Source organism: Hydrangea phyllody phytoplasma (assembly GCF_036985185.1).
Lineage (GTDB): Bacteria > Bacillota_I > Bacilli_A > Acholeplasmatales > Acholeplasmataceae > Phytoplasma > Phytoplasma asteris.
Genome location: NZ_BSDA01000001.1, coordinates 34,649 through 60,811, shown reverse-complemented (window position 1 = coordinate 60,811; position 26,163 = coordinate 34,649). Strand labels below are relative to the sequence as shown.

19 protein-coding genes are annotated in these 26,163 nt (G+C 27.3%); 10 read left to right on the top strand and 9 right to left on the bottom strand.

Translation table 11 applies throughout. The features are described 5' to 3' along the window. Positions 1-1,213 precede the first annotated feature (1,213 nt). The 4 genes from ychF (at position 1,214) to AACP42_RS00335 (ending at position 8,866) form a co-directional block, all read left to right on the top strand. Positions 1,214-2,305: a redox-regulated ATPase YchF gene (gene ychF / locus AACP42_RS00350; protein WP_212775466.1), complete on the top strand. Its 1,092-nt coding sequence runs from the start codon at positions 1,214-1,216 to the stop codon at positions 2,303-2,305. Between the two features lie 113 nt (positions 2,306-2,418). After that, positions 2,419-5,121 (top strand): isoleucine--tRNA ligase, encoded by a 2,703-nt coding sequence (gene ileS / locus AACP42_RS00345; protein ID WP_212775467.1) that lies wholly within the window; start codon positions 2,419-2,421, stop codon positions 5,119-5,121. A gap of 16 nt (positions 5,122-5,137) precedes the next feature. After that, on the top strand, positions 5,138-5,956 hold the full coding sequence (locus tag AACP42_RS00340; RefSeq protein ID WP_212775468.1) for a YitT family protein: 819 nt from the start codon (positions 5,138-5,140) through the stop codon (positions 5,954-5,956). A gap of 153 nt (positions 5,957-6,109) precedes the next feature. Further along, positions 6,110-8,866 (top strand): cation-translocating P-type ATPase, encoded by a 2,757-nt coding sequence (locus AACP42_RS00335; RefSeq protein ID WP_212775469.1) that lies wholly within the window; start codon positions 6,110-6,112, stop codon positions 8,864-8,866. Positions 8,867-8,920: 54 nt separating this feature from the next. On the opposite strand, the gene AACP42_RS00330 is transcribed toward AACP42_RS00335, so the two are convergent. The 9 genes from AACP42_RS00330 to AACP42_RS00290 all read right to left on the bottom strand — a co-directional run bounded on the left by AACP42_RS00330 (position 8,921) and on the right by AACP42_RS00290 (position 21,122). Then, positions 8,921-10,417, bottom strand: a complete 1,497-nt coding sequence (locus AACP42_RS00330) for a carboxypeptidase M32 (protein ID WP_212775470.1) — start codon at positions 10,415-10,417, stop codon at positions 8,921-8,923. 210 nt (positions 10,418-10,627) lie between these two features. Further along, on the bottom strand, positions 10,628-11,473 hold the full coding sequence (locus tag AACP42_RS00325; protein WP_212775471.1) for an ABC transporter permease: 846 nt from the start codon (positions 11,471-11,473) through the stop codon (positions 10,628-10,630). Positions 11,474-11,502: 29 nt separating this feature from the next. Then, positions 11,503-12,435 (bottom strand): ABC transporter permease, encoded by a 933-nt coding sequence (locus AACP42_RS00320; protein ID WP_212775472.1) that lies wholly within the window; start codon positions 12,433-12,435, stop codon positions 11,503-11,505. A gap of 329 nt (positions 12,436-12,764) precedes the next feature. Next, a complete protein-coding gene (locus AACP42_RS00315) occupies positions 12,765-14,348 on the bottom strand; it encodes an ABC transporter substrate-binding protein (protein ID WP_212775473.1) in 1,584 nt (527 codons plus the stop codon). A 296-nt stretch (positions 14,349-14,644) separates the two neighbouring features. Continuing rightward, positions 14,645-15,436, bottom strand: a complete 792-nt coding sequence (locus AACP42_RS00310) for an ABC transporter ATP-binding protein (RefSeq protein WP_212775474.1) — start codon at positions 15,434-15,436, stop codon at positions 14,645-14,647. Positions 15,437-15,447: 11 nt separating this feature from the next. Next, entirely contained in the window at positions 15,448-16,455 is a 1,008-nt protein-coding gene (locus AACP42_RS00305; protein ID WP_041624692.1) for an ATP-binding cassette domain-containing protein, read from the bottom strand. Between the two features lie 326 nt (positions 16,456-16,781). Next, complete coding sequence (locus tag AACP42_RS00300; RefSeq protein WP_212775475.1) at positions 16,782-19,868, bottom strand: hypothetical protein; 3,087 nt, start codon at positions 19,866-19,868, stop codon at positions 16,782-16,784. A gap of 309 nt (positions 19,869-20,177) precedes the next feature. Continuing rightward, positions 20,178-20,396: a hypothetical protein gene (locus AACP42_RS00295; RefSeq protein ID WP_212508910.1), complete on the bottom strand. Its 219-nt coding sequence runs from the start codon at positions 20,394-20,396 to the stop codon at positions 20,178-20,180. Positions 20,397-20,876: 480 nt separating this feature from the next. After that, the gene (locus AACP42_RS00290; protein ID WP_212775476.1) at positions 20,877-21,122 is read right to left on the bottom strand and encodes a hypothetical protein; all 246 of its coding nucleotides are present in this window, start codon (positions 21,120-21,122) and stop codon (positions 20,877-20,879) included. Positions 21,123-22,508: 1,386 nt separating this feature from the next. Here AACP42_RS00290 and rpmF point away from each other — a divergent pair. From rpmF to rplW, 6 genes are all read left to right on the top strand, one after another. Beyond that, positions 22,509-22,715, top strand: a complete 207-nt coding sequence (rpmF, locus tag AACP42_RS00285) for a 50S ribosomal protein L32 (RefSeq protein WP_212508898.1) — start codon at positions 22,509-22,511, stop codon at positions 22,713-22,715. A gap of 274 nt (positions 22,716-22,989) precedes the next feature. Next, entirely contained in the window at positions 22,990-23,205 is a 216-nt protein-coding gene (locus AACP42_RS00280) for a hypothetical protein (RefSeq protein WP_212508897.1), read from the top strand. A gap of 860 nt (positions 23,206-24,065) precedes the next feature. Beyond that, entirely contained in the window at positions 24,066-24,404 is a 339-nt protein-coding gene (rpsJ, locus tag AACP42_RS00275) for a 30S ribosomal protein S10 (protein WP_212508896.1), read from the top strand. 167 nt (positions 24,405-24,571) lie between these two features. Further along, entirely contained in the window at positions 24,572-25,237 is a 666-nt protein-coding gene (rplC, locus tag AACP42_RS00270; protein WP_212775477.1) for a 50S ribosomal protein L3, read from the top strand. Beyond that, positions 25,224-25,847, top strand: coding sequence for a 50S ribosomal protein L4 (gene rplD, locus AACP42_RS00265; RefSeq protein ID WP_011160576.1), 624 nt, complete (start codon positions 25,224-25,226; stop codon positions 25,845-25,847). The genes rplC and rplD overlap by 14 nt, the downstream gene beginning before the upstream one ends. Further along, positions 25,847-26,137, top strand: coding sequence for a 50S ribosomal protein L23 (rplW, locus tag AACP42_RS00260; protein ID WP_212508893.1), 291 nt, complete (start codon positions 25,847-25,849; stop codon positions 26,135-26,137). The genes rplD and rplW overlap by 1 nt, the downstream gene beginning before the upstream one ends. Positions 26,138-26,163 lie beyond the last annotated feature (26 nt).

Below are 26,163 nucleotides of genomic sequence, written 5' to 3'. Positions count from 1 at the left end.
TTGCACATTTTTTATAGCATCATTTTAGAATAGCGATAGATTACACGCGTGTTGGTTATTTACGTGCAGCCCCGCTCCAAACCGTACAAGCAAGTTTCCAAGCATACGGCTTTCCCTAAATTAATTATATTCAGGCTCACATCTCTTTTTTGAAGGCCAGTATTTCGCAACTGCTTTACCTAGGATACACCCTAGCTCCTCCACGAGTCCTTATTTCTTAACGAAATAATCGCTCCGCCCAGTTAAGGTCCTATATTACCCCGAATCCTGTTTTCATTTCGGTATGTCCCGCATTTATTCTAGGAAGTTTTCTTTTCGGACTTTTGTCTTACCACACCTAAGTGAGCCGTGACAGTCTTCCATTCTTATATGGTATTGTCATATAATTGGTGTCAGGGTTTGGGCGCCTAATAATATAGGTTTAACATTTCTGGATTCAGAAATTTAGACTCTTTTTTGCTTCTGGTTTAAATTAATTTACTGACTCCTTCGCCTTGTACCTAGCTTTCCTAGGCTCCGTGTGAGGACAATTATCTTGGTTATTCCAAACCAAGTTTTAACTCCTCCGACTACTAAAAGTCTCTTTTTCCTTGAACCCAGAGGCATTTTAATTTCCTCTGTTTGGTATGGTTTTTAGGAATCTCGAATTTCCGACATCATTATGCCTGATAGTTTTAGGTTCGCTTTCGTTGTTAAAGCTTGTGGCTAGACTAGAACACTTTGTTTCCGTCAACGATATCATGAAGGGTGCTACTTAAAGCGACATGTGATTATATATAAAGACTTAAATCATATCTTCATATCTTACCTTCATTCCAGGGTTTCAATAACTTGCCCTTGAAGTTCTTAAATTACGATAATTTCCGCGATTAGGGATTTGCACCTTTTCCATGACTATCTTAGTCTTGCGAAAGCATCTTGGCTAGTTATTTCACCTCACTCCGCTTTTACGGTCTGCTGTAATCCACCATTCTTTCGTTTGGCTGACCGACCGCATGACCTCACGGAATAATCAAATCCGTGGCAACTGGCTAGATTACTATAATGATGCGTTTATTCGCGCCCACTTAATTTAAGAATTGCTACAAGATTGCATTTTATCTATTTTTTATACAATTGTAAAATCGCATTTTACCCCCAACCAAAAAACCACCCCCTTTTTTTACCAACCAATTATTTTTTACAAAATAAAATACCATAAGGAAACTCAAAAATGAAAGTCGGAATTATTGGTTTGCCAAATGTGGGCAAATCTACCTTATTTAATGCTTTAACTAAAATGCAAGTTTTAGAAGGAAATTATCCTTTTGCCACTATCGAACCTAATGTTGGCATTGTAGAAGTTTCAGATTCGCGTCTCCAAACTTTATCTCAAATTTTTCAATCTCAAAAAACTATTTCTGCTTTGATAGAATTCAAAGATATTGCAGGTTTAGTGGCGGGAGCTTCCAAAGGCGAAGGGCTTGGCAATCAATTTTTAAGTCATATTCGCAATGTAGATGCTATTTGTCATGTGGTTAAATGTTTTGAAGACCCCAATATTGCTCATGTGACAGAAACGAATAATCCTGTAGAAGAAATTGATATTATTCAAACAGAACTAGCTTTAGCAGATTTAGAACAAATTGAAAAACGCTTACTTAAACTGGGTAAACAAAAAAATAAACTTGACAAAGAATTATTGCAAGAAAAAGCGTTATTAACCAAAATTAAAACCCATTTAACTACCCAAGATTTAAAAAATTTGGTTTTTTCGGATGAAGAATTAAAGCTTGTCAAAACCTTTAATTTGTTGTTTTTAAAACCTTCCCTTTATTTAACCAACATTAAAGAACATGATTTATTATCTTTGGATTCCAACGTTTTTTATCAACAAGTTTTAGCGTATGCTACTAAAGAATCCAAAAAAGTAATTCCTTTGTGTGTGCAATTAGAAAAAGAAATATCGTCTTTAGACTTTGCAGAAAAGCAACTTTTTTTAAAGGACTATGGTCTTGTAGAATCAGGGCTTACTAAATTAATTCAAGAAAGTTATGCTCTTTTAGGTCTCCAAACTTATTTTACTGCAGGACCTAAAGAAGTTCGCGCTTGGTCTTTTAAAAAAGGTCTTAAAGCTCCCGAATGTGCCCGCATTATTCACACCGATTTACAAAAAGGTTTTATTAAAGCCGAAGTTGTTTCTTACCTTGATTTATTAGAAGCCCAAACTTTTCAAAAAAGCAAAGAAAAAGGCAAAGTTCGCATTGAGGGCAAAGAATACATAGTTAAAGATGGTGATATTATTACTTTTAGATTTAATGTTTAGTTTAATATTCAAACTTTTAATTTTGAAATTCGATTTTTTCTATTTTCAACTTTAACCCCCCCAAATAACAAATTATCAATTTAACAACCTAAAAATAAGGAGATAAAAAAGATATGACAACAAATTATAAAACAACTCTTTTGATGCCAAAAACTGATTTTCCTATGAAAGGAAATTTAGGCAAAAACGAAATTAACATTCAAAAACATTGGCAAACACTTGACTTATATCAAAAAAAATTACAACAAAATCAAGACAACAACCCTTTTATTTTGCACGATGGACCTCCTTATGCTAACGGCAATATTCATATGGGGCACGCCTTAAACAAAATTTTAAAAGATTTTATTGTTCGTTTTCGTAGTATGCAAGGTTTTTACACTCCTTTAATTCCTGGTTGGGATACTCATGGTTTGCCAATTGAGGCAGCAGTTCTTAAAAAAACTTCTAAAAATGCTTTTACTAGAAAGTCTTTCCTAGATAAATGTCAAGAATTTGCCTTGGAAAATGTTAATAATCAAAAACAGCAATTTCAAAGATTAGGTATTTTAGGAGATTGGCAAAATCCTTATTTAACGTTGGATAAAACTTTTGTTGCTGATCAGGTAAGAATTTTTGGACAAATGGTTGACAAAGGCTTAATTTTTAAAGCCCTCAAACCCATTCATTGGTCACCTACTTTAGAATCTGCTTTAGCAGAAGCAGAATTAGAGTACCACAATCACCAATCTCCTTCTGTTTATGTTGCTTTTAGCATGAAAAAACTAGATATTTTTGACAATGTGGCTTTGGTAATTTGGACAACTACTCCTTGGACTTTGCCTGCCAATGTAGCAATTGCGGTGCATCCCGAAAAAGAATATCAATTAATTGAAGTTTTACAAAAACGCTATTTGGTAGGAACCAAAAACATTCCTTTTCTTCAAAAAGTTTTTGCTTGGAACAAAGAAAACATCAAAGTTGTTGCCACTTTTGAAGGAAAAACCTTAGAACATTTAACTTACCAAAATCACCTTGTTTCCAAATTCGGAAAAATAATTTTATCACAACACGTTTTGGATGAAGAAGGAACAGGACTAGTCCATATCGCTCCAGGACACGGTTTGGACGATTTTTTAGTAGGTCAAAAATATAATTTAGATGTTGTTTGTAGTATTGATAAAAAAGGTATGATGACAGATGTTTCCAAATATCAAGGTCTATTTTACACCAAAGCCAACGAAGCTATCATCTCTGATTTAGAAAAAGACCATTCTTTGCTTAAAGCAGATGTAATTTTGCACTCCTATCCTCATGATTGGCGCACTAAAAAACCAGTTATTTCTCTTGCACTTCCTCAATGGTTTGCCTCTATTAAAAAAATTAAATCTCTTTTGCTAGAAGAAACCCAAAAAGTTAAGTGGATTCCACGTTGGGGAGAATTAAAAATGACTAATATGATTACTAATCGTGAGGATTGGAATATTAGTCGTCAAAGAACTTGGGGCGTTCCCATTCCTATTTTTTACACCGAAACCCATCAACCCATTCTAGATTTAAAATTAATTAATCATGTAGCTGATTTATTCGAACAGCATGGAATGGATATTTGGTATGAATGGGATGTTAAAAAACTACTTCCTGAAAACTACACTCATCCCCAAAGTCCTAACAATTTGTTTACCAAAGAACTAGATATTATGGATGTTTGGTTTGACTCAGGAACTTCTTATAGTGTTTTTAAAAAACGTAATCAAGTTTTACAAAGTGATGTTTATTTGGAAGGCTCTGATCAATATCGTGGTTGGTTTAATTCTTCTTTAATTACTTCTGTAGCCACTCAAAATCAAGCTCCTTATAAAACTGTTATTACTCATGGTTTTGTTTTTGATGGTGAAGGCAAAAAAATGTCTAAATCTTTGGGCAATGTCATCGATCCATTAACTGTTGCTGAACAAAAAGGAGCAGATATTATTCGTTTATGGGTTGCAAACACTAATTATAATCTTGATGTGCGCATTAATCCTTCCATTTTAAAACAAGTAGAAGATCTTTATCGCAAAATTAGAAATACCTTCCGTTTTATGTTAGGTAATTTAGATAATTTTAAAAAAGATACTAATTATATTGCCTTTGAACAAAGAACTTTTATCCATCAAGCAATGATGCTAGATTTTGAAGAAGTGTTAAAAAACGTACTACATTCTTATGATACTTATAATTTTGAAGGTGTTTTAAGGCATCTATTCCCCTTCATTACTAATAAAATCAGTGCTTTTTATCTTGATTTTGCCAAAGATATTTTATACATCGAAAAAGAAGATCACAAAGAAAGAAAGATGATTCAATCAACTATCTATGATTTGTTATTATCGCTTTTACAAGTTTTAACTCCAATTATTCCTCACACCACTTCAGAAGTTTACGGCTTTTTTCCTTTTGCTGTGGAAAAAGATATTTATTTAGAAAAAATGCCACAACTCAAAGCACGTCCAACTTCTCATCTTTTATTAGAATATCATAAATTTTTAACATTAAGAAAAAACGTTTTACAATATTTGGAAAAAGCAAGACAAAGTGGGCTTATTAATTCTTCTTTGCAAGCCCATATTACGTTATCATTAACCCAAGAAGAAATGCATGCTTTGGATGTTTTACAAATTAAAGATCAATTGCATCAACTTTTTATAGTCTCTAAAGTAACACTTCAATTAAAAGATACTTTTGATGTTAAAGTTGCCAAAGCTTCTGGGTATGCTTGTCAAAGATGTTGGAATGTAGTAATCACCAAACCCCTTACTCCTTTGTGCACGCGTTGCCAAAATATATTAAAATAAAAGAAATAGGTTTATTATGAAAAATAGTATGGAAAATATTGAAAAATTTCCTCCAATAAAGAAAAAAATTCAATATGTTCAAGAATTTAAAAAAATATTAATTTTATCCTTATCCTTAATAGTATATGTTTTAGTTTCTGTTTGGGCTTTTGATTGCACCCGAGATGGCGGATATAAAACTGATCTTTTTCCTACTGGGATTATTGGTTTAGGCAATGTAATAGGTAAATTATTACATAAAGCAGGAAAGATTGAAACCAATAATATTATAGTTATTGCTGGTACTTTTTACTTTGTTGTTAATGTTTTCTTATTGTTTTTTATCTCTCGTCGTTATTTGGGTAAATATTTTACCATTACTACTGCATTTGCAACTGTCCTTCTTTTTGTTTCAGTGTTTTTTATTGAAAACCAAGTTAAACAAGGTTTTTTATATCATACTGAACGATTTTTTGGAATATTCAAAACTGAAAGTGATTTTTTAAGCGATCTTACCAGAGTTTTTTTTGCAGGTATTTTAATAGGTATTTTTAATGGTATTCCTGTAAGAATTGGTGCTTCTACTGGAGGACTTGATATTGTTGCTAAATATTTATCTGTTTATAAGAAAAAAGATATCTCTTTTGTAGTAGAAATGTTTGGCTATACTCTTATGATTTTTGGTGCTGTGGGTGTTTTTATTATTAAATATTTTTATAAAGAAACAGGTCTCAAAGAACTTACTACACAAATATCTTTATCACTTTTTTATACTGTTTTACGTATTAAATTATCTGCCTTATTTATGGGATTGATAACTTCTGTTCCCCAAAAAGAAACAAAACTAAACTGCTAAAACAGTTTAGTTTTTTTATTTTATTTGCACGCTTCACTTATTTTTATTAGTTGTAAAACTCAATTTCATAATACATTCAAAACAAATTGAAATTTTTACTTTTTGCTTTGCACAAAATATTTTTTGTATTTATATTAAATTAAAGGAATTTTAATGAAACATTCATTTAGTCAAAAAAACCCTGAACAATCGCAAGCATTGTTACAAACCAAAATCACAAAAGGGCTTACCTCCCAAGAAGCCTTGCAAAGACTTCAAATTAACGGTAAAAATCAAATTCAATCCCTTACCAAACCCACTTTTTGGCATCTATTCCAACAACAATTTAAAGATTTTTTAGTTATTGTCCTTCTATTAGCAGCTACAATTAATTTCGTGATTGGTATTTTACAAGGAAACAAAGAAGAACTTTTGGAAGGCTGTTTTATTTTGATTATTGTCCTTCTTAACGCCTTTTTAAGTATTTATTACGAAACTAAAACCCAAAAAGTTTTAGCTAATGTATCAAAAAAAGCTTCCCTTAATGCCAAAGTAATAAGAGATAGCAAACCGCTTTTAATTCCTATGCAAAATTTAGTGATAGGAGATATTGTCATTTTAGAAACTGGTGATATTATTCCAGCTGATATGATACTTTTAGAAACATTTAATTTATATGTAGATGAATCTTTGTTTACAGGAGAATCGCAAGCTGTTTTAAAAAGTGCTTGTGTTTGTCTCCAAAATGCAGCTCTTACTAATCAAAACATGGCTTTTATGAATACTGTTATTTTAAAAGGAAGAGCTAAAGGAGTGGTTTTTGCTTCAGGAATGCAAACTGAAATTGGAAAAATTACCCAGTTTATTTCTCAACCCCAACAAGAAAAAACACCATTAGAACAAAATATTGCCAAATTAACTAAAAAGTTAACTTTGATAATTGGTATTATTATTTTCCTTAATGGCTTGTGGACGATTTTTAAAAACATTTACAGCTCAACTTTTAGCTCTCACATTTTGAAACATACTTTTTTGGATGCCATTGCTCTTGCAGTTGCTGCTATTCCTGAAAGTTTATTAATTATTATGACTTTAATTTTGGCTTTGGGAATGAAAAAACTTGCTCTTAAAAAAGCTATTGTCAAAAATTTAAAAACCTTAGAAACTTTGGGGGCTGTTAATGTTATTTGTACTGATAAAACAGGAACTTTAACCCAAAATAATATGACTGTTAAAAAAATTATAGTTTGTAATTCTTTGGAAAAAATAAGTCCCTTTTGTGTGGAAAATATTAATGAACCCAAACCCTTTAATTTAGAAAAGTTGCTTTTATTTGGTATTTTATGTAATGATGCTTTGATTAGTGTTGCAAAAACAACCAACGATAAAACTTCAAACAACTTAGAAATTATTGCTGATCCTACTGAAAAAGCCTTTATTAATTTAGCTTTGTTTTATCAATATGATGCGTTTTTACTCCAAAAGCAATATCCTCGATTTGCAGAAATTGCCTTTGATTCCCAAAGGAAATTGATGACTACTTTTCATCATAAAGACAGATTTATTTATGCCATTACTAAAGGTGCTCCAGAAGTTTTGTTGCAAAAATGTAGTCAAGTTCAATATCAAGAACAAACCATTGCAAAAGATACTAAAATAATAAAAATATTAGAAAAACAAATTAGTCAATTAAGTGAGCAATCTTTGCGAGTTTTGGGAATTGCTTATCGTGTATTTTCTCTTGATTTAGAGACGAATCTTAAAAACAATCCTGATATTTTTGAACAAGATCTTATTTTTTTAGGGGCAGTGGCGATGGAAGATCCCATTCGAAAAGAAGTTATGCAAGCCATTTTTAAATGCAATCAAGCACGCGTCACTCCGATTATGATTACAGGGGATCATTTAAAAACTGCTTTTGTGATTGCCAAAAAATTAAATATTTTATCCCAACCTCAAGATTTAGCCATTACAGGAGATGAATTAGCTCAAATGCCAGAGGAAGAATTTTTGGAAAAATTATTGCAAATTAAAGTTTATGCAAGAACTAATCCTCATCATAAATTAAAAATTGTGAAAGCTTGGCAAAAAAAAGGTTTTGTGGTGGCAATGACAGGAGATGGCATAAATGATTCTTTAAGCATTAAACAAGCCAATGTGGGAATTGCTATGGGAATTGCAGGTACTGATGTTTGTAAAATGGCATCAGATATGATTTTAACAGATGATAATTTTGCTACTATTACGAATGCTTTAGAAGAAGGGCGAAATATTTTTAATAATATTAAAAAAAGTTTAGTTTTTCTTTTGAGTTGTAATGTTGGTGAAATTATTTTGATTTTGCTTGGTAATTTTTTAGGAATTTTCTTTTTTGGGTGTGATTTTAAAATTTTGACTGCTTTACAAATTCTTTGGATTAATTTAGTTACTGATTCATTGCCAGCAATGGCTTTGGGAATCGAACCACAAGAAACAAATTCTATGTCGCCAAAAACTTATAATCCTAAAGGAAGTTTGCTAAATAAAAAAACTTATCAAAAAATTATTTTGGAAGGATTTTTAATTGGTCTTTTGGCTTTTGTGGCTTCTTTAATAGGATATTATAATCATGATAGTGATAAAATAAGATATGCTCAAACTTTTGCTTTTATGGTTTTGGCGTTTTCACAATTGATTCATGTATGGAATTTGCGAAGTTTTTGCACTTCTGTTTTTAAGTTAAAAATAAATTCCTTTTTGATTAAAGCGTTTGCCATTAGTGTATTTTTGCAATTAATCATAATTTTTGTCCCTTTTTTAAGAGATTTATTTCAATTAATTTCTTTAACAACAAAAGATTTTGTAATCATTTTATTACTATCTTTGTTGCCTTTGTTGTTTGTAGAAATTAAAAAAAGATTTTGTCATTATAAATGCCATAAATGTAGATGATATTAAAAAACAAAAAAGACTCTTTTTGAAAGAGTCTTTTTTTATATTCTTAAATTAATTATTCAAATATTTATTTTCTAAATATTGTAAAAAGGTTTCAGGGTTAATTTGGGGCATGCCTGTTGCTTTGAACACAAATTCTTGGTTGGTATAAAAAGAACCCCAGTTTCTTATTTTTTGATCTAAATATTGATTTAAAGTTTCAAATTTGCCTGTTTTAAAGTCCTCTTTAATATTAGGATTTGCTTTTTGAATGTTTTTCATTATCATGGATGCTAAAATAGCTCCATTTAAATAGCTAGGGAAATAACCAAAACTTCCTTGAGGCCAGTGAATATCTTGCAAGCATCCAAGACCTACGTTGGGTGGGGTAATTCCTAGATATTCTTTCATTTTGCAATTCCAAAAGTGAGGTAAATCATCCAAAGACAACTGATCAGAAATTAATAATTCTTCAATTTCAAAACGCAAAATAACATGGAAAGGATAAGTTACTTCATCAGCATAAATACGAACAAAATCAGGTTTTACTTGGTTGGCTTGTTTAAATAAATTTTGTGGAGTTAATGAAGGATTGTAAAAATTTAATTCTGTTTTTAAAATATCTACTAAGTAAGTTAAAAATTCTTGAGATTTAGCAACTTGTTTTTCCATTAATAAAGATTGGCTTTCATCAAAAGAAAAGCTTCGTGGAGTGCCTACTGGTTGATTTTTGTATTGTTGGGGTAAATTTTGGGCGTATAAACCGTGTCCTACTTCGTGTATAGTGGCTAAAAAACTATCTAAAAAATTGTTTGTATTATAATTGGAAGTAAGGCGAACATCATAAGGAGTGCCTCCACAAAAAGGGTGGATGGATTCATCTAGGCGACCATAATTGCAATCAAATCCTATTTTGGGCATAATGATTTGATTTAATTTTTTTTGGTTTTCTAAAGTCATTGCAATATCTTTGTAAAGGTGTTTTTGTTGTTCTTGTTTTTGCAAAATAGCTTTCATTAAAGGTGGTAATTTTTCTTTGATGACGTTAAATATTTGTTTGATTTTGGTAGCAGTCATTCCAGGGTCATATTGATCGATGAGAGCATCATACAAAGATACGCCTAATTTTTGGGATCTGAGATTTGCTACTTCTTTGGTGTAATTGAGTACTTTTTGAAAATAAGGTTTGAAGCTGTTATAATCATTATTTTTTTTGGCTTGTCTCCACATTAGCTCTGATTTGGTAGTTGCTAAAATTAAATTATTTTGTAGTTTTTCAGGGATTATTTCTTCGGATTGTATTTTGGATGTTATTTCTCGTAGATTAGCTTGTTGCCAAGAATTGAGAGTTTCTTGTTCTTGTTGTGCTTGTAAAAGCAAATTTTTGGTTTCTTGTGAAGTTAATAGTTTTTTTATAATTTGGGTTAAATCGATGATTTCTAAAGTGCGGCTTTCTTGGGAGCCCTTTTTAATGTTGCAAGCCATATCCCAGTTTAATATATTGATAATATTTTCTAAACGACCAATTTTTTCAAATCTTTGTTCTAATTTTTGATAATTAATTGACATATAAGGATTCCTTAGTTATTTATATTATTTGTAAACAAATGTTTTTTGCGATGGGTTTATGAGAGGTTAATTTTTGAAAAAAGCTTTGTTTTTTATTAAAGTTGAAAAAAATAGTTTGATTTAAGTATAAATCAAACTTTAATTTTTAATAAATTATTATTTTGTTTATTGCGATTTTAATGGTGTGTAAGTTTGCAAATATTTTATTTTCTAATTTACATCTTTTGGATTAAAAATTTGGACCAAACCTTTACCTATTAAATTAAAAGATAGACTGGTTAAAAGAATAATAATAAAAGGTCCAAAAAATAAATGAGGATAAAAACGCATATCACTTTTAGAAGAACTTAAAATATTACCCCATTCTGGAAGAGTAGGATCAAGCCCTAAACCAATAAAACCTAGCCCTGAAATAGTAAGAATGACAGTTGCCATACCAACGCTTATTCTTGTGATAATAATGGGGTAAAGATGAGGAACAAGGTGTTTGACGATAATTAAAAATTGATTAGCTCCTAGAGCTTTTGAAGCTTTGATAAAATCTTTTTGTTTAATTTTTAAAGTAGTTGCTCTAATAATGCGGATAAAACCAGGAATATTAGAAATACTTAAAACAATAATTAAAGACAGTTTGCTTTTTTTTAAAAAAAACATAATAATAATAGCTAAAATAATGTCTGGAAAAACAACTAAAATATCACATATAAAATTAATGATATTATCAATAATGCCGCGGAAATAACCAGAGATTATTCCTAAAAAACTACCAATTAAGCTGCTTAGTATAACAACATAAAAAGCAATAGTTAAAGAAATTTTGCCTCCAGCCAAAACACGGCTAAATAAATCATAACCAGTAGAATCGGTCCCAATCCAATTTGTAAAACTAAAACTTTGTAAACGTTTAAAAGAAGACTTATAAGGGTCTTTGTAAAATTTAGTTAAAGGCAGTAAATGAATGGTTAAAAATAAAATAATTAAAAAAAGACTACCAAATAAAATATTTTTATTTTTATATAAAATTTTAAAGTTTTTTTTACAATTCACTAATTTCATTATTAAATTTCTTACTTTCTAACACATTTTTACCCCTTTTTATTTATTTTTGGATCTAACCAAAGATAAATTAAATCTAAAAATAAATTCCAAATAGCAATTAATAAAGCTAATAAAATGATGCAACATTGAATTACAGGATAATTTCTTTCTTCAAAAGAGGTCATCATAAGATTTCCAACACCTTTAATGTTAAATATATATTCAACAATAATTGAACCACCAATTAAAAAACTAAGGATTAAACCAATGTGGGCAATAATCGGAATTAAAGCATTTTTTAAAGCGTGTTTAAAAATGATTTTGGATTTTGAAAGGCCTTTAGCGTAAGCGACAGTAATATATGGTTGTTCTAGGCAATCTAGCATTGTTGTTTGTGTAGTTTTGAAAATCAAAGCAGCTATTGCCAAAGATAAAGTTAAAATAGGAAGAACCATTTGCAAAGGAGAATCAAAGCCAGAGATAGGAAAAAAACCAGCATAATACCCTAAAGTTATTTGTAACAAAAAACCAATAACAAAAGTAGGAGCTGAAATCAAAATAATAGCTGTTAAATCAAGAATAAAACTTTTTTTCGTATCTTTGTAAAAGGCAGCTAAAACTCCAACTAAAATTCCTATCAAAGAACCCAAAAAACAGCTTAAAAAAGCTAATAAAAAAGTATTTTTAAAAGCTTTGTAAAAAAGAATTAAAACACTTTCTTTATTTCCGGTATAAGATTTACCAAAGTCAAATTTAAAAAAAATATTTTGCAGATAATTTGAAAATTGTTGCAATAAAGGTTTGTCTATGCCTAATTCTTTTTCTAAAATTACTCTTTGTTCCTTGGTTGGAGCTTTCTGCCCGAACATGGCAGAAACAGGATCACCAGGAACTAATTTCACAGTAAAAAAAATCAGAAATATGACTGTTGTAAATAATATAAAAGTGTAAGAAATTTTTTTTAAAATATATTTTGCCAAAAAAAAGCACCTCAAAAATTTAGAATATAAGTTTATATTTAGTTTAATTTAATATTTTATATCTAAATAATAAAATATTTTTATAAAATCAAGAGTAAAAAATAGTAAAATACATAAATAAAGACCAAACCCCCAAAATATATAAAAAATAAAATTTCAAAATTTCAAAATTTCAAAATTAAAACGGTGTAAAAAGAGGGTTTGGCAATTTTCATTATCAGTTTTTGAAAAATTAATAAGTTTAATCAAAAAGATAAAATAATAATTGAAAAAATCAAAAATCTAATTATAAAAAGGTACTGGTACAAAAAAATAAGTTTAATTATTTTTTATTTTTCTTTTCTAATATCGGTAAATTCTAATTTAGAAAAAGCATCTGTTGTAAATCCTTGTTTAATAGATTTAGAAGTAATAAAATAAGAAGGAGCGGTGTATAAAGGAATGACATAAACTTGATCATGGATATATTTGCTTACTTCTTTGACTAAATTAGTATATTCTTCTTTATTTGAAGTTTTTTGTGCTTTAATTAATTTATTTTCAATTTGTTCTAAGTCATCTTGATTAATATGGCAAAAATTATTTTCATTATTATTAGTAAAAAAATAATCAACTAAAGCTTTATGGCCATAATACATTTCATGGTTTTCTCCTAAAAAAAGTATGTTAATATCCGAATTATCTTTTGTCATGTTTGGTATCACTATATTAAAATCTTCTTGTATAAATTCAACATCAAAACCCACATTTTTTAATTGTTCAATAATTTTAGGTTGAAAAGTTAAAGGTCCTTTGCTTGCGGCTATTTTTAATTTTTTCTTTTTTGGTTCTAATTTATTAACACAATTTTTAGCACTTTCAAAATCTAAATTATATTTTAAATTTGAATTATAACCTATCAAAGAAGATGGCAAATAACTATTTAAAACTTGGGATTGTAAATCTAGTTCTTGTTTAATTTTGTCAGTGTCAATTGTTTGACTGATTATTTTTCTAATTTCTAAAGGAGTGTTTTTTTTGTTAAGATACATATAAGAACAACTAACAGAATCATTTTCTACTATTTTTACTTTATCGCCAAGTTTTTGTCTAACATCTTTAATTTTCATTCCAGGATAATTAATAGCATCAAATTCATCTGTTTCTAATTTTTGTAAATTAGTATCATCGTCTTTAGAAACAAAAAAATTAATTTTTTTAGGACTATTTTGGATTCTTTCTTTATTATAATAAGAATCAAATAATTCAAATTGTAGTTTATCATCTTTTTCATAATTAACTAATTTATAAGGGCCTGCGCCTACTTGTAAAGCTTTTTGAATATCAGCTTCATTTGTTCCCGCATTTTTAATAGTTTCTTCACTTAAGACTCTAAAAAAGTTACAAAATTTAAAATCCCACCACAAATTATCATCAGTTAAAACAACTTTAAATTTTTTATTATCTATTTTTATAATTTCTTGAATTTCTAAAAATTGTTTATGTTTGTTGTTTTGCGCTCTTTTGAAAGTAAAAATAATATCATCAGTATTTAAAGATTTACCATTATGAAAGAAAATATTATCTTTTAAGGTAAAAGTTAACTCATTACCGTTTTTTTCAGGAATCCAAGCCAATCTAGACTCTAAATTTCCATCTTTATTTTTGTGTAATAAAGTGTCATGTATCATTGACAAAACATGATGTGAATAAGAAGAACTAGTTACACTTTCTGAAGCGACATCGAAACCTTTAGTATCTGCAGGAACAGCAATATTTACTGTATTTTTATCAAAATTAAAACCTTTTTTACTCCAAGGTTTTTTAATTATAAGTAATGTAATAATTATACTTAAAACAACTGTTATACTGCTTCCGATAATTAATCCTTTTTTTATGTTTTTTAAAAAATTTTTAAATCTAGATTGTTCCATTTTTACTTTTTCTCCTTTTTTTGTTTTTATAATAGCAACTTTTAAAAAACAATTACTATTAATTATAATTATACACCAAAAAAAAAAAAAACAAGAAAAAACTCAGAAATATTTTTTTCTAAGTATTTTACTTGTCTTTAAAATAAAAAAGATAATTTATAGACAAGTAAAAAAATTTAAAGTTTGAAAATTTTATTTTTTAATTTTAATTTAAAAATATTTTGGTTATTTAATAGTTGATAAAATTTTAATAATGAAAAAAAATAATTGTTGTTTTGTAAACTTTTTGCCTAATTTTAACTAAGACCTGTTTTCAAAAAATTAGCTAATAAATTTTTAGTATAAGGATGTTGTGGATTATTTAAAATTTGTTGAGTTGGTGCATTTTCCACAATTTTTCCTTGATGCATCACAATTACATCATCAGCTATTTGAGAGACTACCCCTAAATCGTGAGTAATAAATAAAACAGTAGTTTCTTCTTCTTTTTGTAAATCCTTAATTAAATTAAGAATTTCTTTTTGCACAATTACATCCAAAGCAGTAGTGGCCTCATCAGCAATTAAAAGTTTAGGTTGACAAACTAACGCCATTGCAATCATGACTCTTTGACTCATTCCACCTGATAATTGATACGGATAAGAATTCATGATTCTTTCAACATTAGGTATTTTGACTTTTTCTAAAATTTGACAACTTTTTTGATAAGCTTCTTGTTTATTGATATTACGATGCAACATTAAAACTTCTATAATTTGATTTTTAATTTTAAAAACAGGATTTAAACTAGTGGTTGGATCTTGAAAAATCATAGCTATTTCATTGCCTCTTATTTTTTGCATTTCTAATTCATTAAATTTAGAAATAACTTGTTGATTAAAAATAATCTCACCATGATATATTTTTTGATTTTTTTCAAATAATTGCAAAATAGACATCGCTGTTTGACTTTTTCCACTTCCTGATTCTCCAACTATTCCTAAAGTTTTGCCTTTTTGGACTTCAAAAGAAACACCACGAACTGCTTTGATTAGACCTTTTTGGGTTTCAAAATAAGTATGTAGATTACTAACTTTTAATAAACTCATATTTTACTCCTTTATATTTTAGTAGCTTTATTTTTTAAAGTGCAAGAAATAAAATGATTAGGGGCTACTTGATACCAATCTAGGTCTTGTTTTTGAGTGTGAAATAAAAATCTAAATTTGTTAGTTTCGTAGGTGATTGGCATTTCTTCTAAAGCTTTATTTTGAGTTTTTAATTTAGGGATAGCATTTAGAAGTTGTTTGGTGTAGGGATGATAAGGTTTTTTAAAAAGGCTTTCTGAAGGTGCTATTTCAATTACTTTTCCTAAATGCATTACACAAATGCGGTCACTTAAAAAACGAGCAACTCCTAAATCATGAGTAATAAACAAGAAAGTTAGTTGGTAATCTTTTTTTAAATCATTTAAAAGGTTTAAAATTTGGGCTTGAATTGATACATCTAATGCTGATACTATTTCATCGCAAACAACAAATTTAGGTTTAATAATTAAAGCTCTTGCAATTGCAATTCTTTGTCTTTGTCCCCCTGAAAGTTGATGAGGATAACGGTCATAAAGAGAAGTATCAATGCCACATTTTTTCATGATAGCTAGAATCATTGTTTGATATTTGGGGTCTTTTTTGCCTTTTGTCATTTTGTGGATTAAAAGTCCTTCGCCAATGATATCTGATATTTTGAGATGAGTGTTAAGAGAAGAAAAAGGATCTTGGAAAATAATTTGTAAATCTTTTCTTAAAAAGCGCTTTTCTTTATTACTTAAAGTAGTTAAATCAATTTCTTCAATGTCTTTTGTCTGTGTTTCCTTAGTTTTGGGGATTGTTTCTTTGTGATAAAAAACATTGCCTGAAGTAGGTTTTACAAGTTGTAGAAGAACTTGTCCTAAAGTTGATTTTCCTGAACCAGAGCCTCCAACTACGGCTAATGTTTCGCCTTTGAAAATGGATAAATTAATATTTTGGTTGGCTTTTAGTAAGGTATCTGGTTTTAAAAAGTTTTTTTTGATAGAAAAGTTTTTGGATAAGTTTTTAATTTCAATTAAAACTTGATTTGAGGATGTCATTTTTGCTTCCTTTCTTAGTTTTTTGCTTCATTTTTTGAAAAATTTACTTTTTGCCTTAATCCTTAATTATTATTGTTTTGATAAATTATTATTTAAAATGTTTTTTTAAGAAATTAATATTTATCACAAAATAATAATTACTTTAATTATACACTAAAAAAAATAAAAATGCAAATAGATTTTAAATATTGTTGTAATAAATGATTTTTTTGGGTGGTTTTGGTAAACTGTTTTATTCCTATATTTTTTAAGAAATTTGTTATTATATTTATTTATAAATTATAATTTCATTTTATAATATTTTATAATATCAATATTTTTTTGCTTTAAGAAATTTTTTTATCAAGGGCAATAGTTTTTTTGATTTGTTTGGTAATTTGTTTTTGGTGATGTTTTATTTTGAATTTTCCTTTTTGTTTTTGCCAAAAAAAAGACCATTTTAAAAAGATAGTTTTGAGTTTGGTTTGGAAATTAGTTAGTTTGATTTTAGTAAGTAAGTTTTTTTTGGTTTTTTTGATTTGTTTTTCTATTTTGGTTATTTTTTTGTGATTAGCTTTTTGTTTGTGAGTAAATAATTGGGATATTTTTTCTTTTTGTTTGTTGAAATGTTTAAAGATTTGGTTGTTTTTTTGTTTGATGGCTATTTTTTTATGTTCGAAAAATAATTTGTCTTTTTTTTCAAAATTGAGGAGAGCTTCTTTTTTAAGGTTTGATAGTTTTTGGCGTAATTCTTTTTGTGTTTGTTGCCATGATAAATTAAAATTGATAAGAGCATCACTTATATTTTCGTTTAATAATCCTAATTTTTCTTTCATTAAATTAGTTGTTTGGGTTAAACTTTTTTCTTTGGATTTAATTGTTTTAGTAATTTCTTGTAATAAAGATATTTGATTTTGTTTAAATGTTTTTTCCAAAGAAACATTAATAACATTTTTTATTAATTCATTTTGGTTGTAAAAAACTTTGTTAAGGTGTTTAGTTGTGTTAGTGGTATTTGTAGTTGTTTGAATTAATTTTTGTTCTTTTTTTATTTGTTCTTGGAGCAAAGTATTTAAACATTGATAAATGTTTTTTTGATAATTATTATAGAATAAAATATCTTGGATAACATTTGTGATTGTTTTTTGGCAAGCATTGAAAAAAGATTTGTTTGATATTTTGAAATTGATTAAAGGAGTAAGAGCAATGTTTTTGGAGGCAGGTTTTAAATAGTGCCATAAAGTTAAAAGTTTGGTTATTTTAAGTTTGGTTTTGTTGATTTTTTTTTGGTGTTTGTTAGTTGTTTTTTCTAAAATATGTTGGTGTTTGTTGGTTGCTTTATCTTTTTTTGTAGTGAGGTTTTTGATAATTTTTTCATAACGTTCTTTGTGAGTTTTGATTTGGTATAAAAGGGGATATAGGTCAGTTCCTTTTTGTTTGTATTTGTGAAAAAATCCTTGTATTCCTTTCTTTTTGTCAGTGTGTATTTTTTGATTAAGAAAGGTTAATTGTTTGTCATAAAAAGCTATTATTTGTTCGTTAAGATTAATTTCATTTTGTAGGGTAGTTTGGTTTAATTGGTGTTTTTTTTGTAAAAGATTAATTGTTTGATTAAATTGTTTTTGAATGATAGGAAATAAGTTAGTTTCAATTATAGTTTTTATTTGGTCTAAGATTATTTGTTCGATAAGACAAGTTTTAGTTTGATAATTACTTGTAAAAGTATTAATTTGTAATTGGATTTGTTGTAAAGTTTGTTCTAATAATGTGCTTTCTTTTTGCCAAGATGGAAAAGTGTTGAGTAAATTATTTAAAGTTTGTAAAAGTTCTATATTTTGGGTTTGTAATAATAAATAGATGTCTTTTTGCATTAAGGTGATGTCTTGTAAAAAGAGATGTTTTTCTTTTTCTTGGGTAAGTTTGAAGGTTAGAAAATCATCTTTTTGAAATATTTTATTAAGTGTTAATTGGTTTTGGAAGTTGTTAATTTCTTTTTTTAAAGTAGTTATTTGTTCTAAATAATAATGTTGGATTTTGGTTTTTTCTAATTTTAGTTGTAGGGCAATACTTTTAGTTTTAAGGTCAAATTCTTGTTTTTTTGCAAAGAAATGATAATGATAATCTATTTGGTAATTGTTTTGTTTACGTTGTAAGGCTAAAAGAGTTTTTTGATAAGCAAAGAAAGTTTCTTGATAGTCTTTTTGATTATCAAAGATAGCTGTTTCTTGGAGATGTAAGTTAAGAACTGTTTTTATTTGTTCTTTGATACCGTTTATTTTTTGGGAGAATAAATAATTTTTTTTTTGGTGGATGAGATGATAAATTTTTTCTAAGGTTTGTTGGTAGATGTGTTTGTATTTGTTTTGTTTGTGGTGTTCTAAATGCCACATATTAATTGCTTGTTGGTGTAAAAGATTGATGAGGTGATATTGTTGGCTCCATAAAGATTTTTGGTTTTGGTAAGAAAGGCAGTTTGTTTGTTGTTTGTAAAAAAGAGCTTTTTTGGATGTTTCAATTTGGTAATTGGAAAGAATTGGTATATTTATAAAAGGAAAAGGTCTTATTTGGAGAAAAAAAGCTTGTATTTGTGCTTGGATGATAGTTTTTTCTTGTTGGTAAGCATCTTTGATGGTGTCTAGTTTTTTGTCGTTTATACTTAGTTTATTTTGGTATAGTTTGTGAGTTTTGGTAATGGTTTTTTTATAAGTTTGTTCTTTTGTAGTCTTTATTTGTTCTAAGATGCAAATTGATTTGCCTTTGTCTTTTTCTTGTAAATTAAGAGTTGTTTCTAGTTGTTTTAATAAATTGGTGTTTTTTTGATTGAGGTTAAAATCAGTAGTATAAAAGTTTTGTTTGGATTCTTGGTTTTGTTTTTGGTTTTTGATTTCTAATTTTTGTTTGTCTTTTTCAATTTGAATTAATAAATTATTAATGTTGTTATTTTTGTTGTTGAGATTAGTTATAAGAGTAGTTTCTTTGTGATTGTTTTTTTTAGTAATTTCCTTGAGTTCTTTTTGTAAGATTTCTTTTAATTGGAGGTTTTTATCGTTGTTTTTGTTTTTTTGATAAATAAGTTCTTGGGTTAAAAGAGTTTGGGTTTTTTGTTGTTGTGAGTTGTATTTTTCGAGGATTGTTTTTTTATGGGTTTGGAGTTTTTCTATTTGTGCGTAAATGTTTAATAATATGTGATGGTATTTTTCTTGTAATTTTTTTGTTTGGGTATTGTGTTTGTTATTTAGGGTTTGTAGCCTTTGATTTAATTGTTTGTTTTGGTTGTTTGTAATAATGTTTGGGGTTGTGTTTTTTTCTTGGATGTTTTTTAGGTTTGTGATATTATTTGTTAATTGGTATAAAAAAGGAGAGAAAAAATCGCTTGATAATGTTTTATTGCGTTTTAAGAATAAAGCCAAAAATCTATTATAATATGATGACATAAAATTTTTCCTTCAATCTAAATATTGATTAAACAATATAAAAACACTTAATTTTAGTTTATTATTAATTTTTTTTGTAATGTTATATTATTTTGGTTTTTCAAAGAAATAATTTCTAAATTATTTTATCATTTACCTTTATCATAACATAAACCAAATTAATTTGGGATGTAAAAAAGAACACTTAGCTTTTATATTTAGATCTTAAAAACAAAAAAACTATCCTGAAGGATAGTTTTTTTAATTATTTATATTATTTTTATTTTTTAAATAGTTTATTAATTTAATTTATTTTAAATATGGAAATAATTATTTCTTACGATAAGGTTTATACCAAGTTGTTTTTTTAGGATAGAGATATTTTTGGATTAAAGTTGGTTCATAGTAAAAAATATATAAATTATTGTATTTATTTTTCATGTTTATGATTGCTTCTAAGGTATGTGTTTTATCCTTAATAAATGGCATTTTTCCATCATGATAGATAAATATAATATTTTGGGGACAATTAAGAATTGACTTAGACATTAATTCGCCTTTGTTTTGATTAATTGTTTTGTGAAATGAGACTTTTTTGTAATAATTAGTATCAATATTTTTATGTATAAAGATAAGAGTTTTATTAGTGTTTTTTACTTTAATGTTACGAATTGTATTATTTAGAGTCTCTTTTTTTACTTTTATTTTAAAAGTACTTTTGATTTGATAGTTTAATTTAAATGTTGAATGTGCTTTAATAAAATAAGAATTAATGTTAAGTAATAGTATTAATATATTTATAATTATAAGCATTAAAAAGGAATTAAAGTTTATATTTGGTCTTTTTTTAGAAGTCTTGTTAATTTTGTTAATGTAAAAAACAGACTCCTTTCTTTTAAAAAAGGTAGTTAATATTAATTATAAGTATAAATTATTAAGCTACCAAAAAGATAATATAAATTAATATATATAATTAAAAAAGATTTATTGTTGTTTATTGTTGAGTGTTTGCCCAATCTCTCAGACGCCTTACCATTCCTGAAATTCATCTAGAAGTAGGTTTTTAGCTCCATCTAATTTTTTGTTATTTTCTATGTCATGGTAAAAAATATACAAATTTGTATATTTGCCTGTCATTTTTGTTAGTTCTTGATAAGTATATTTTTTATCTAGGTCACCTCGAATTTCTCCATCATGATATAAACAAATTGTACTTGGCTCGCATGTTCCTGTAGCAATTTCGAACGATATATTCCCATCTTTTATTCTATTCATTGTTTTTCTTTTGGTTAATGTTCCATTAAAATTAGGATTAATCTTTTCTTTAATATGTTTTATTACTTTGTCCAGGTGGGAATCCCAATCCCCTTCAATTTCTACAAGGTGTAATTTTGGTCCTTGTTGTTCTTATGTTGGCTCTTCTTGTACTTGTGTTGTTGTTTGTGCTTGTCTTTCTTTTTTTCTCAAACTTATTTTATACTTGTTTTATAATCATATCTTAATTTAAGATTTGATTGAGCTTTGGTAAAATGAGGGATAATAATAAATAAAGTAAATATTATAATAATTAAAAATAAAAGTGTTTTTTGTTATAAGTATTGGATAAAAACATTTTAGTTAATGCCTTTTTTTAGAAAATTGATAAATTTTTGGAAAAATATCTCCTTCTTTCTTTCTAAAATTGACGGTTTTTTAATTATTTAAGTTAATTATAAAGTATTCATTAGGTTTTTAGTTAGTTAAACCATCAAAAAAGATAAAGAGTTTAAGACATCAAAGACTATTAATTATTTAATAGTCTTTGAATTGATTATTTGATATTTATTTAAGTTAATGAAAGATTATAAAATAATGTTATTAAAGAGTAATTTATTCAATTTATACATGTTTGTTAATGGAAAGTGTTTGTTAGTATGTGTTAGTGTAATTTATTTTGGATTTAGCTGATTGAGCTTCTGTTAGTTTGTTATTTTCTGCAATTACATTACCATTTTCATCCACTACTTCATATTGCATAGTTAATTCAAAATCAGCAGTATCGGTGTTATTTTCAACTAAACCATCAAGAGTTAATAATTCTACTTCTAATTGAACTTCTGCTGAAACAAATTTGTTATCTTTGGTAAGAGCAAATTTGGAGTCTTTGGTATATACTTCAAAATCATTGTTATCTTGTGTTTTAACTTTTACTCCAACTCTAAATTTGTCAGTTTTGTCTACGTCGTTAACTTTGAATGTTGGTAAAAATACTTTTAAGAACCATTTTTTAGTAGTTTCTTTGTTTTCAAAACCTTTTACGGAGGTGAAACATAAAAATGGGATTTCAACAAAATTAATTTATTAAAAAAACTTAAATTAATTTAGTTATATTGTTGTAATTTGACAAAATAATAATTAAAGTAGCAAATAAATAAGAAAAAAGTAAAAAAAGCTCAAAATAGATTGACAAAACAGCTTTTTTAAGATAGAATAAACTTAGGTTTAAAATTAATTTTTGCACGCTTTGGCATGATTATTAATTTTTTAAGCTTGATTAAAGTGCTAATAATAATTTTTGCAGTTATTAATTGGGTTTTGATTAACCTTTTATTTGTTAAAAGTTTTATTATTATTTATAATAAATGCTAAAAACAAAAAATTATAAAGAAAGGATTTGATAAAATGGCTGTTCCTTTTAGACGCACCGGAAAAACGGCAAAAAGAAAAAGACGTACTCATTATAAGTTAAGCAATCCTGCTTTAGTACTTTGCAAAGAAACTAATACTTTTACTTTGTCTCACAGAGTTACTAAAAATAGTGGTTATTACAAAGGAAAACTTATTTTGGAAAACAAACCTTCTAAATCTCAAAAAACAACTGACAATTAATTTATCATTATTAGACAAATTATTTTGTTTAAATAATTTTTTTCTTAGATGACGATATTGTTTTTTCTTATTTGATATTATTTTAATTTATAGTTTTAATATTATTTTGGATTTATTTATTTTTTGATAGTTACTATTTGATTTATTTTAAAAGAATTATTTTATTTTTAAGTGTATAAGATAAAAAAATAAATAAAATCAAGGAGAAACATAAATGTTATTAAAAAAATCATTATAACACTTTTTACTTACTGTTATTTTTGTATTTTTAAGTGTGTTTGGGTCTTATGTTGTTTTAGAAGCATCAAAAAAATATCAAGAAGCAGATAAGGCATTATTTTCTAAAACTTATAAAGATAATGAAACGAAATTTCAAAAGGAGAATAAATATGAAGATTATATGGCTAATATAGAAACTCTAAAAGATTATCGTGCCAAATTAGAAAAACATGAGAAAGATCAAAAAGCCTCCAAGACAAACAAGAAGTAACTAAAAAACAAGATTTCTTTTTTGTAGAGTTTTTCTTTGTATTGGCGTTAGTAGGATTTAATGGTTATTTCTGTTATTCTAAAGCTAAATCATTTAAATAATTATAAGTAAAAAATATGTCTGATATTAAACAAAACATATCTTCTTTATTAAAAACATAAATTTTTTATTATTAAGTGTATTTGGAATGATTGTTACTTTTTTGATATATACGTTTTTTGAAAATCTAAATACTCAAAAAGTTTTACAACAATATCTAGATTCATTACAATTTAATATAAATATACTATCAAATTATAATTTATTATTACAACTTACTAAAAAACAAATGTATACAAGTTATTTAAGAGTTGTTATATTAGTTATTATTTGGGTTTTAATTATAATATTTAATGGTTATATGTGTTTTGCCAAAATTAACCCTTTTAAACAGTTTTTTAAATTTGTTAAAAAAGTTATCAATAAATATAAATATAAAAATGAACCTTTTCATTAAATCATTTTATCTTTTAATATAAAGATATTTGAATTAACTTAATGAGGATATTTGAATTAACTTATTGTATTTTTTAACAAACAAAATCCAAAATAAATAAATAAATCTTTTCACCATTTTACTTATTTGAAACAGCTTTTTTTATTTTAAAAAACATTATTAATTACTTTTTTAACTTTTGTAATTAAAATGACTTGCAATAAAATCTTTTTTAAGGTATAATAAAAAGGCTTGTTTTAAATATTTTTTCTTTTAATCCAAAAAACCAAACACCAATGTCAGTTGTCTAAGAAAAAAATTATTTAAGCAAAATATTTGTCTAATAGGCAATATTTTCAAACATTTCTAAAAAAGGAGAATATAAGTGAACAAAAAAGAAAAAGAAATTATCAAAATAATTCTAAGAGCCTACGACCATCATTTAATTGATCAAGCAGCTAAAAAAATTATTGATATTGTCACTAAAACAGGAGCAAATATTGAAGGTCCAATACCTCTTCCTACCAGAAAAGAAGTATTTACTGTTTTGCGTTCCCCTTTCGTTAACAAAGATTCAAGAGAACAATTTGAACGACGCACTCACAAACGTTTAATTCAAATTATCAATCCTAATAAAAAAACAATTGAATCTTTAATGCACATTAGTTTGCCACCTTCAATTGATATTTTGTTAAAAAAAACCAATAGCAAAAGCAAAATTTAGGCACTATTCATTTTAATATGAATAAATATTTACTTTTTTATAACCATTTCATTTAAACCATTTCATTTGGTTGAATCACAATCACAATTTCAATCAACTTTTGAAAATCACTTTAAAAAACTTTTTACAAACTTTAAACCAAAATTAAAAAAAGAAAGAGGAATGACATGGCTCAAGGAATCTTAGGTAAAAAAATAGGAATGACTCAAGTTTTTAACGAACAAGGAGAATTAGTTCCAGTAACAATAGTAGATGTTACACCTAACGTTGTTTTACAACAAAAAAACGTTGACCAAGACGGCTATCAAGCTACTCAAATAGGTTTTTGCGACAAAAGAGAAAAAAACACTTCTAAACCTATGTTAGGAAATTTTAAAAAAGCAACTACTGCCCCTAAGCGCTTCATTAAAGAAATTAATTTTAGTTCGAATGTCAATTCAAACCTAGCTAATTTAGCAGTAGGCGCCCTAATCACAAACGATTTATTTCAAGTAGGTGATTTAGTTGATGTAACAGGAACTTCCAAAGGTAAAGGTTTTGCTGGTTCTATTAAGAGACACAATCAAAGCAGAGGTCCTGAAAGTCATGGGTCTCGTTATCACCGTCGTCCAGGTTCAATGGGCCCTATTAAAGGTAAATTAAAAGGTAAAAAACTACCAGGACACATGGGACACGAAACTGTTACTATCCAAAATTTAGCTATTCTTTCGGTTGATACTGAAAAAAACTTATTCTTAATAAAAGGCAATGTCCCAGGACCTAATAAAGGTTTTGTAATTATCAAATCTGCTGTAAAAAAATTGACAAAGGAGCAAACGCATGCCAAAAATTAATATTCTTAATCAACAAGGCGACTTCGTTTCTGAAAAGGTTTTAGCAACTACTGTTTTTGACATCAAACCTAATCAACAAGTTTTATACGACGTTGTAAATGCTCAAAGAGCTGCAATGCGTCAAGGCACACATGCTACCAAAACTCGCGCTTTAGTTGCTGGTGGAGGTAAAAAACCATGGAGACAAAAAGGAACTGGTCGTGCTCGTCATGGCTCTATTCGTTCTCCTTTATGGCGTGGTGGTGGAGTTACTTTTGGACCGTCCCCAAGAGATTATTCTGTTAAAGTAAACCAAAAAGTACGTAGTCTGGCTCTAAAATCAGCTTTATCACTCCAAGCTAAAAATAATCAATTAGTAGTTGTAGACAACATTAATTTAGCAACTCATAAAACTAAAGATTTCCAACAAATGTTACAAAAATTAAACATCACTTCCAAATCCTTAATTGTAGTTACTCAAATGACAGAACAATTAGCTTTGGCTTCTCGCAATCTATCTTATATTACTTTAGAAACAGCTTCTCATGCAAGTGTTTATCAAATCCTTAATTGCAAACAATTAGTCCTAACTGCTGCTGCTGTTAACTATTTTGAAGAGGTTTTAAAATAATGAATAAATACTATGATTTAGTTAAAGCACCAATCATTACTGAATTAACTAATAAATTGATCGAAAGACAAAATAAATACACTTTTAAAGTTACCAAAACAGCTAATAAAGTAGAAATTAAAAAAGCTTTAGAAAGCATTTTTCAAGTAAAAGTTTTATCAGTTAACACTCGCAACGTTTTACCACAATTCAAAAGAAAAGGTAAATTCGAAGGCTACACTTCTGGTTATAAAAAAGCTATTTGTAAAGTAGCTCCGGGACAAAAAATCGAAATCCTTGCTAACGAATAAACTCAAACCCAACCAAAACAACGATT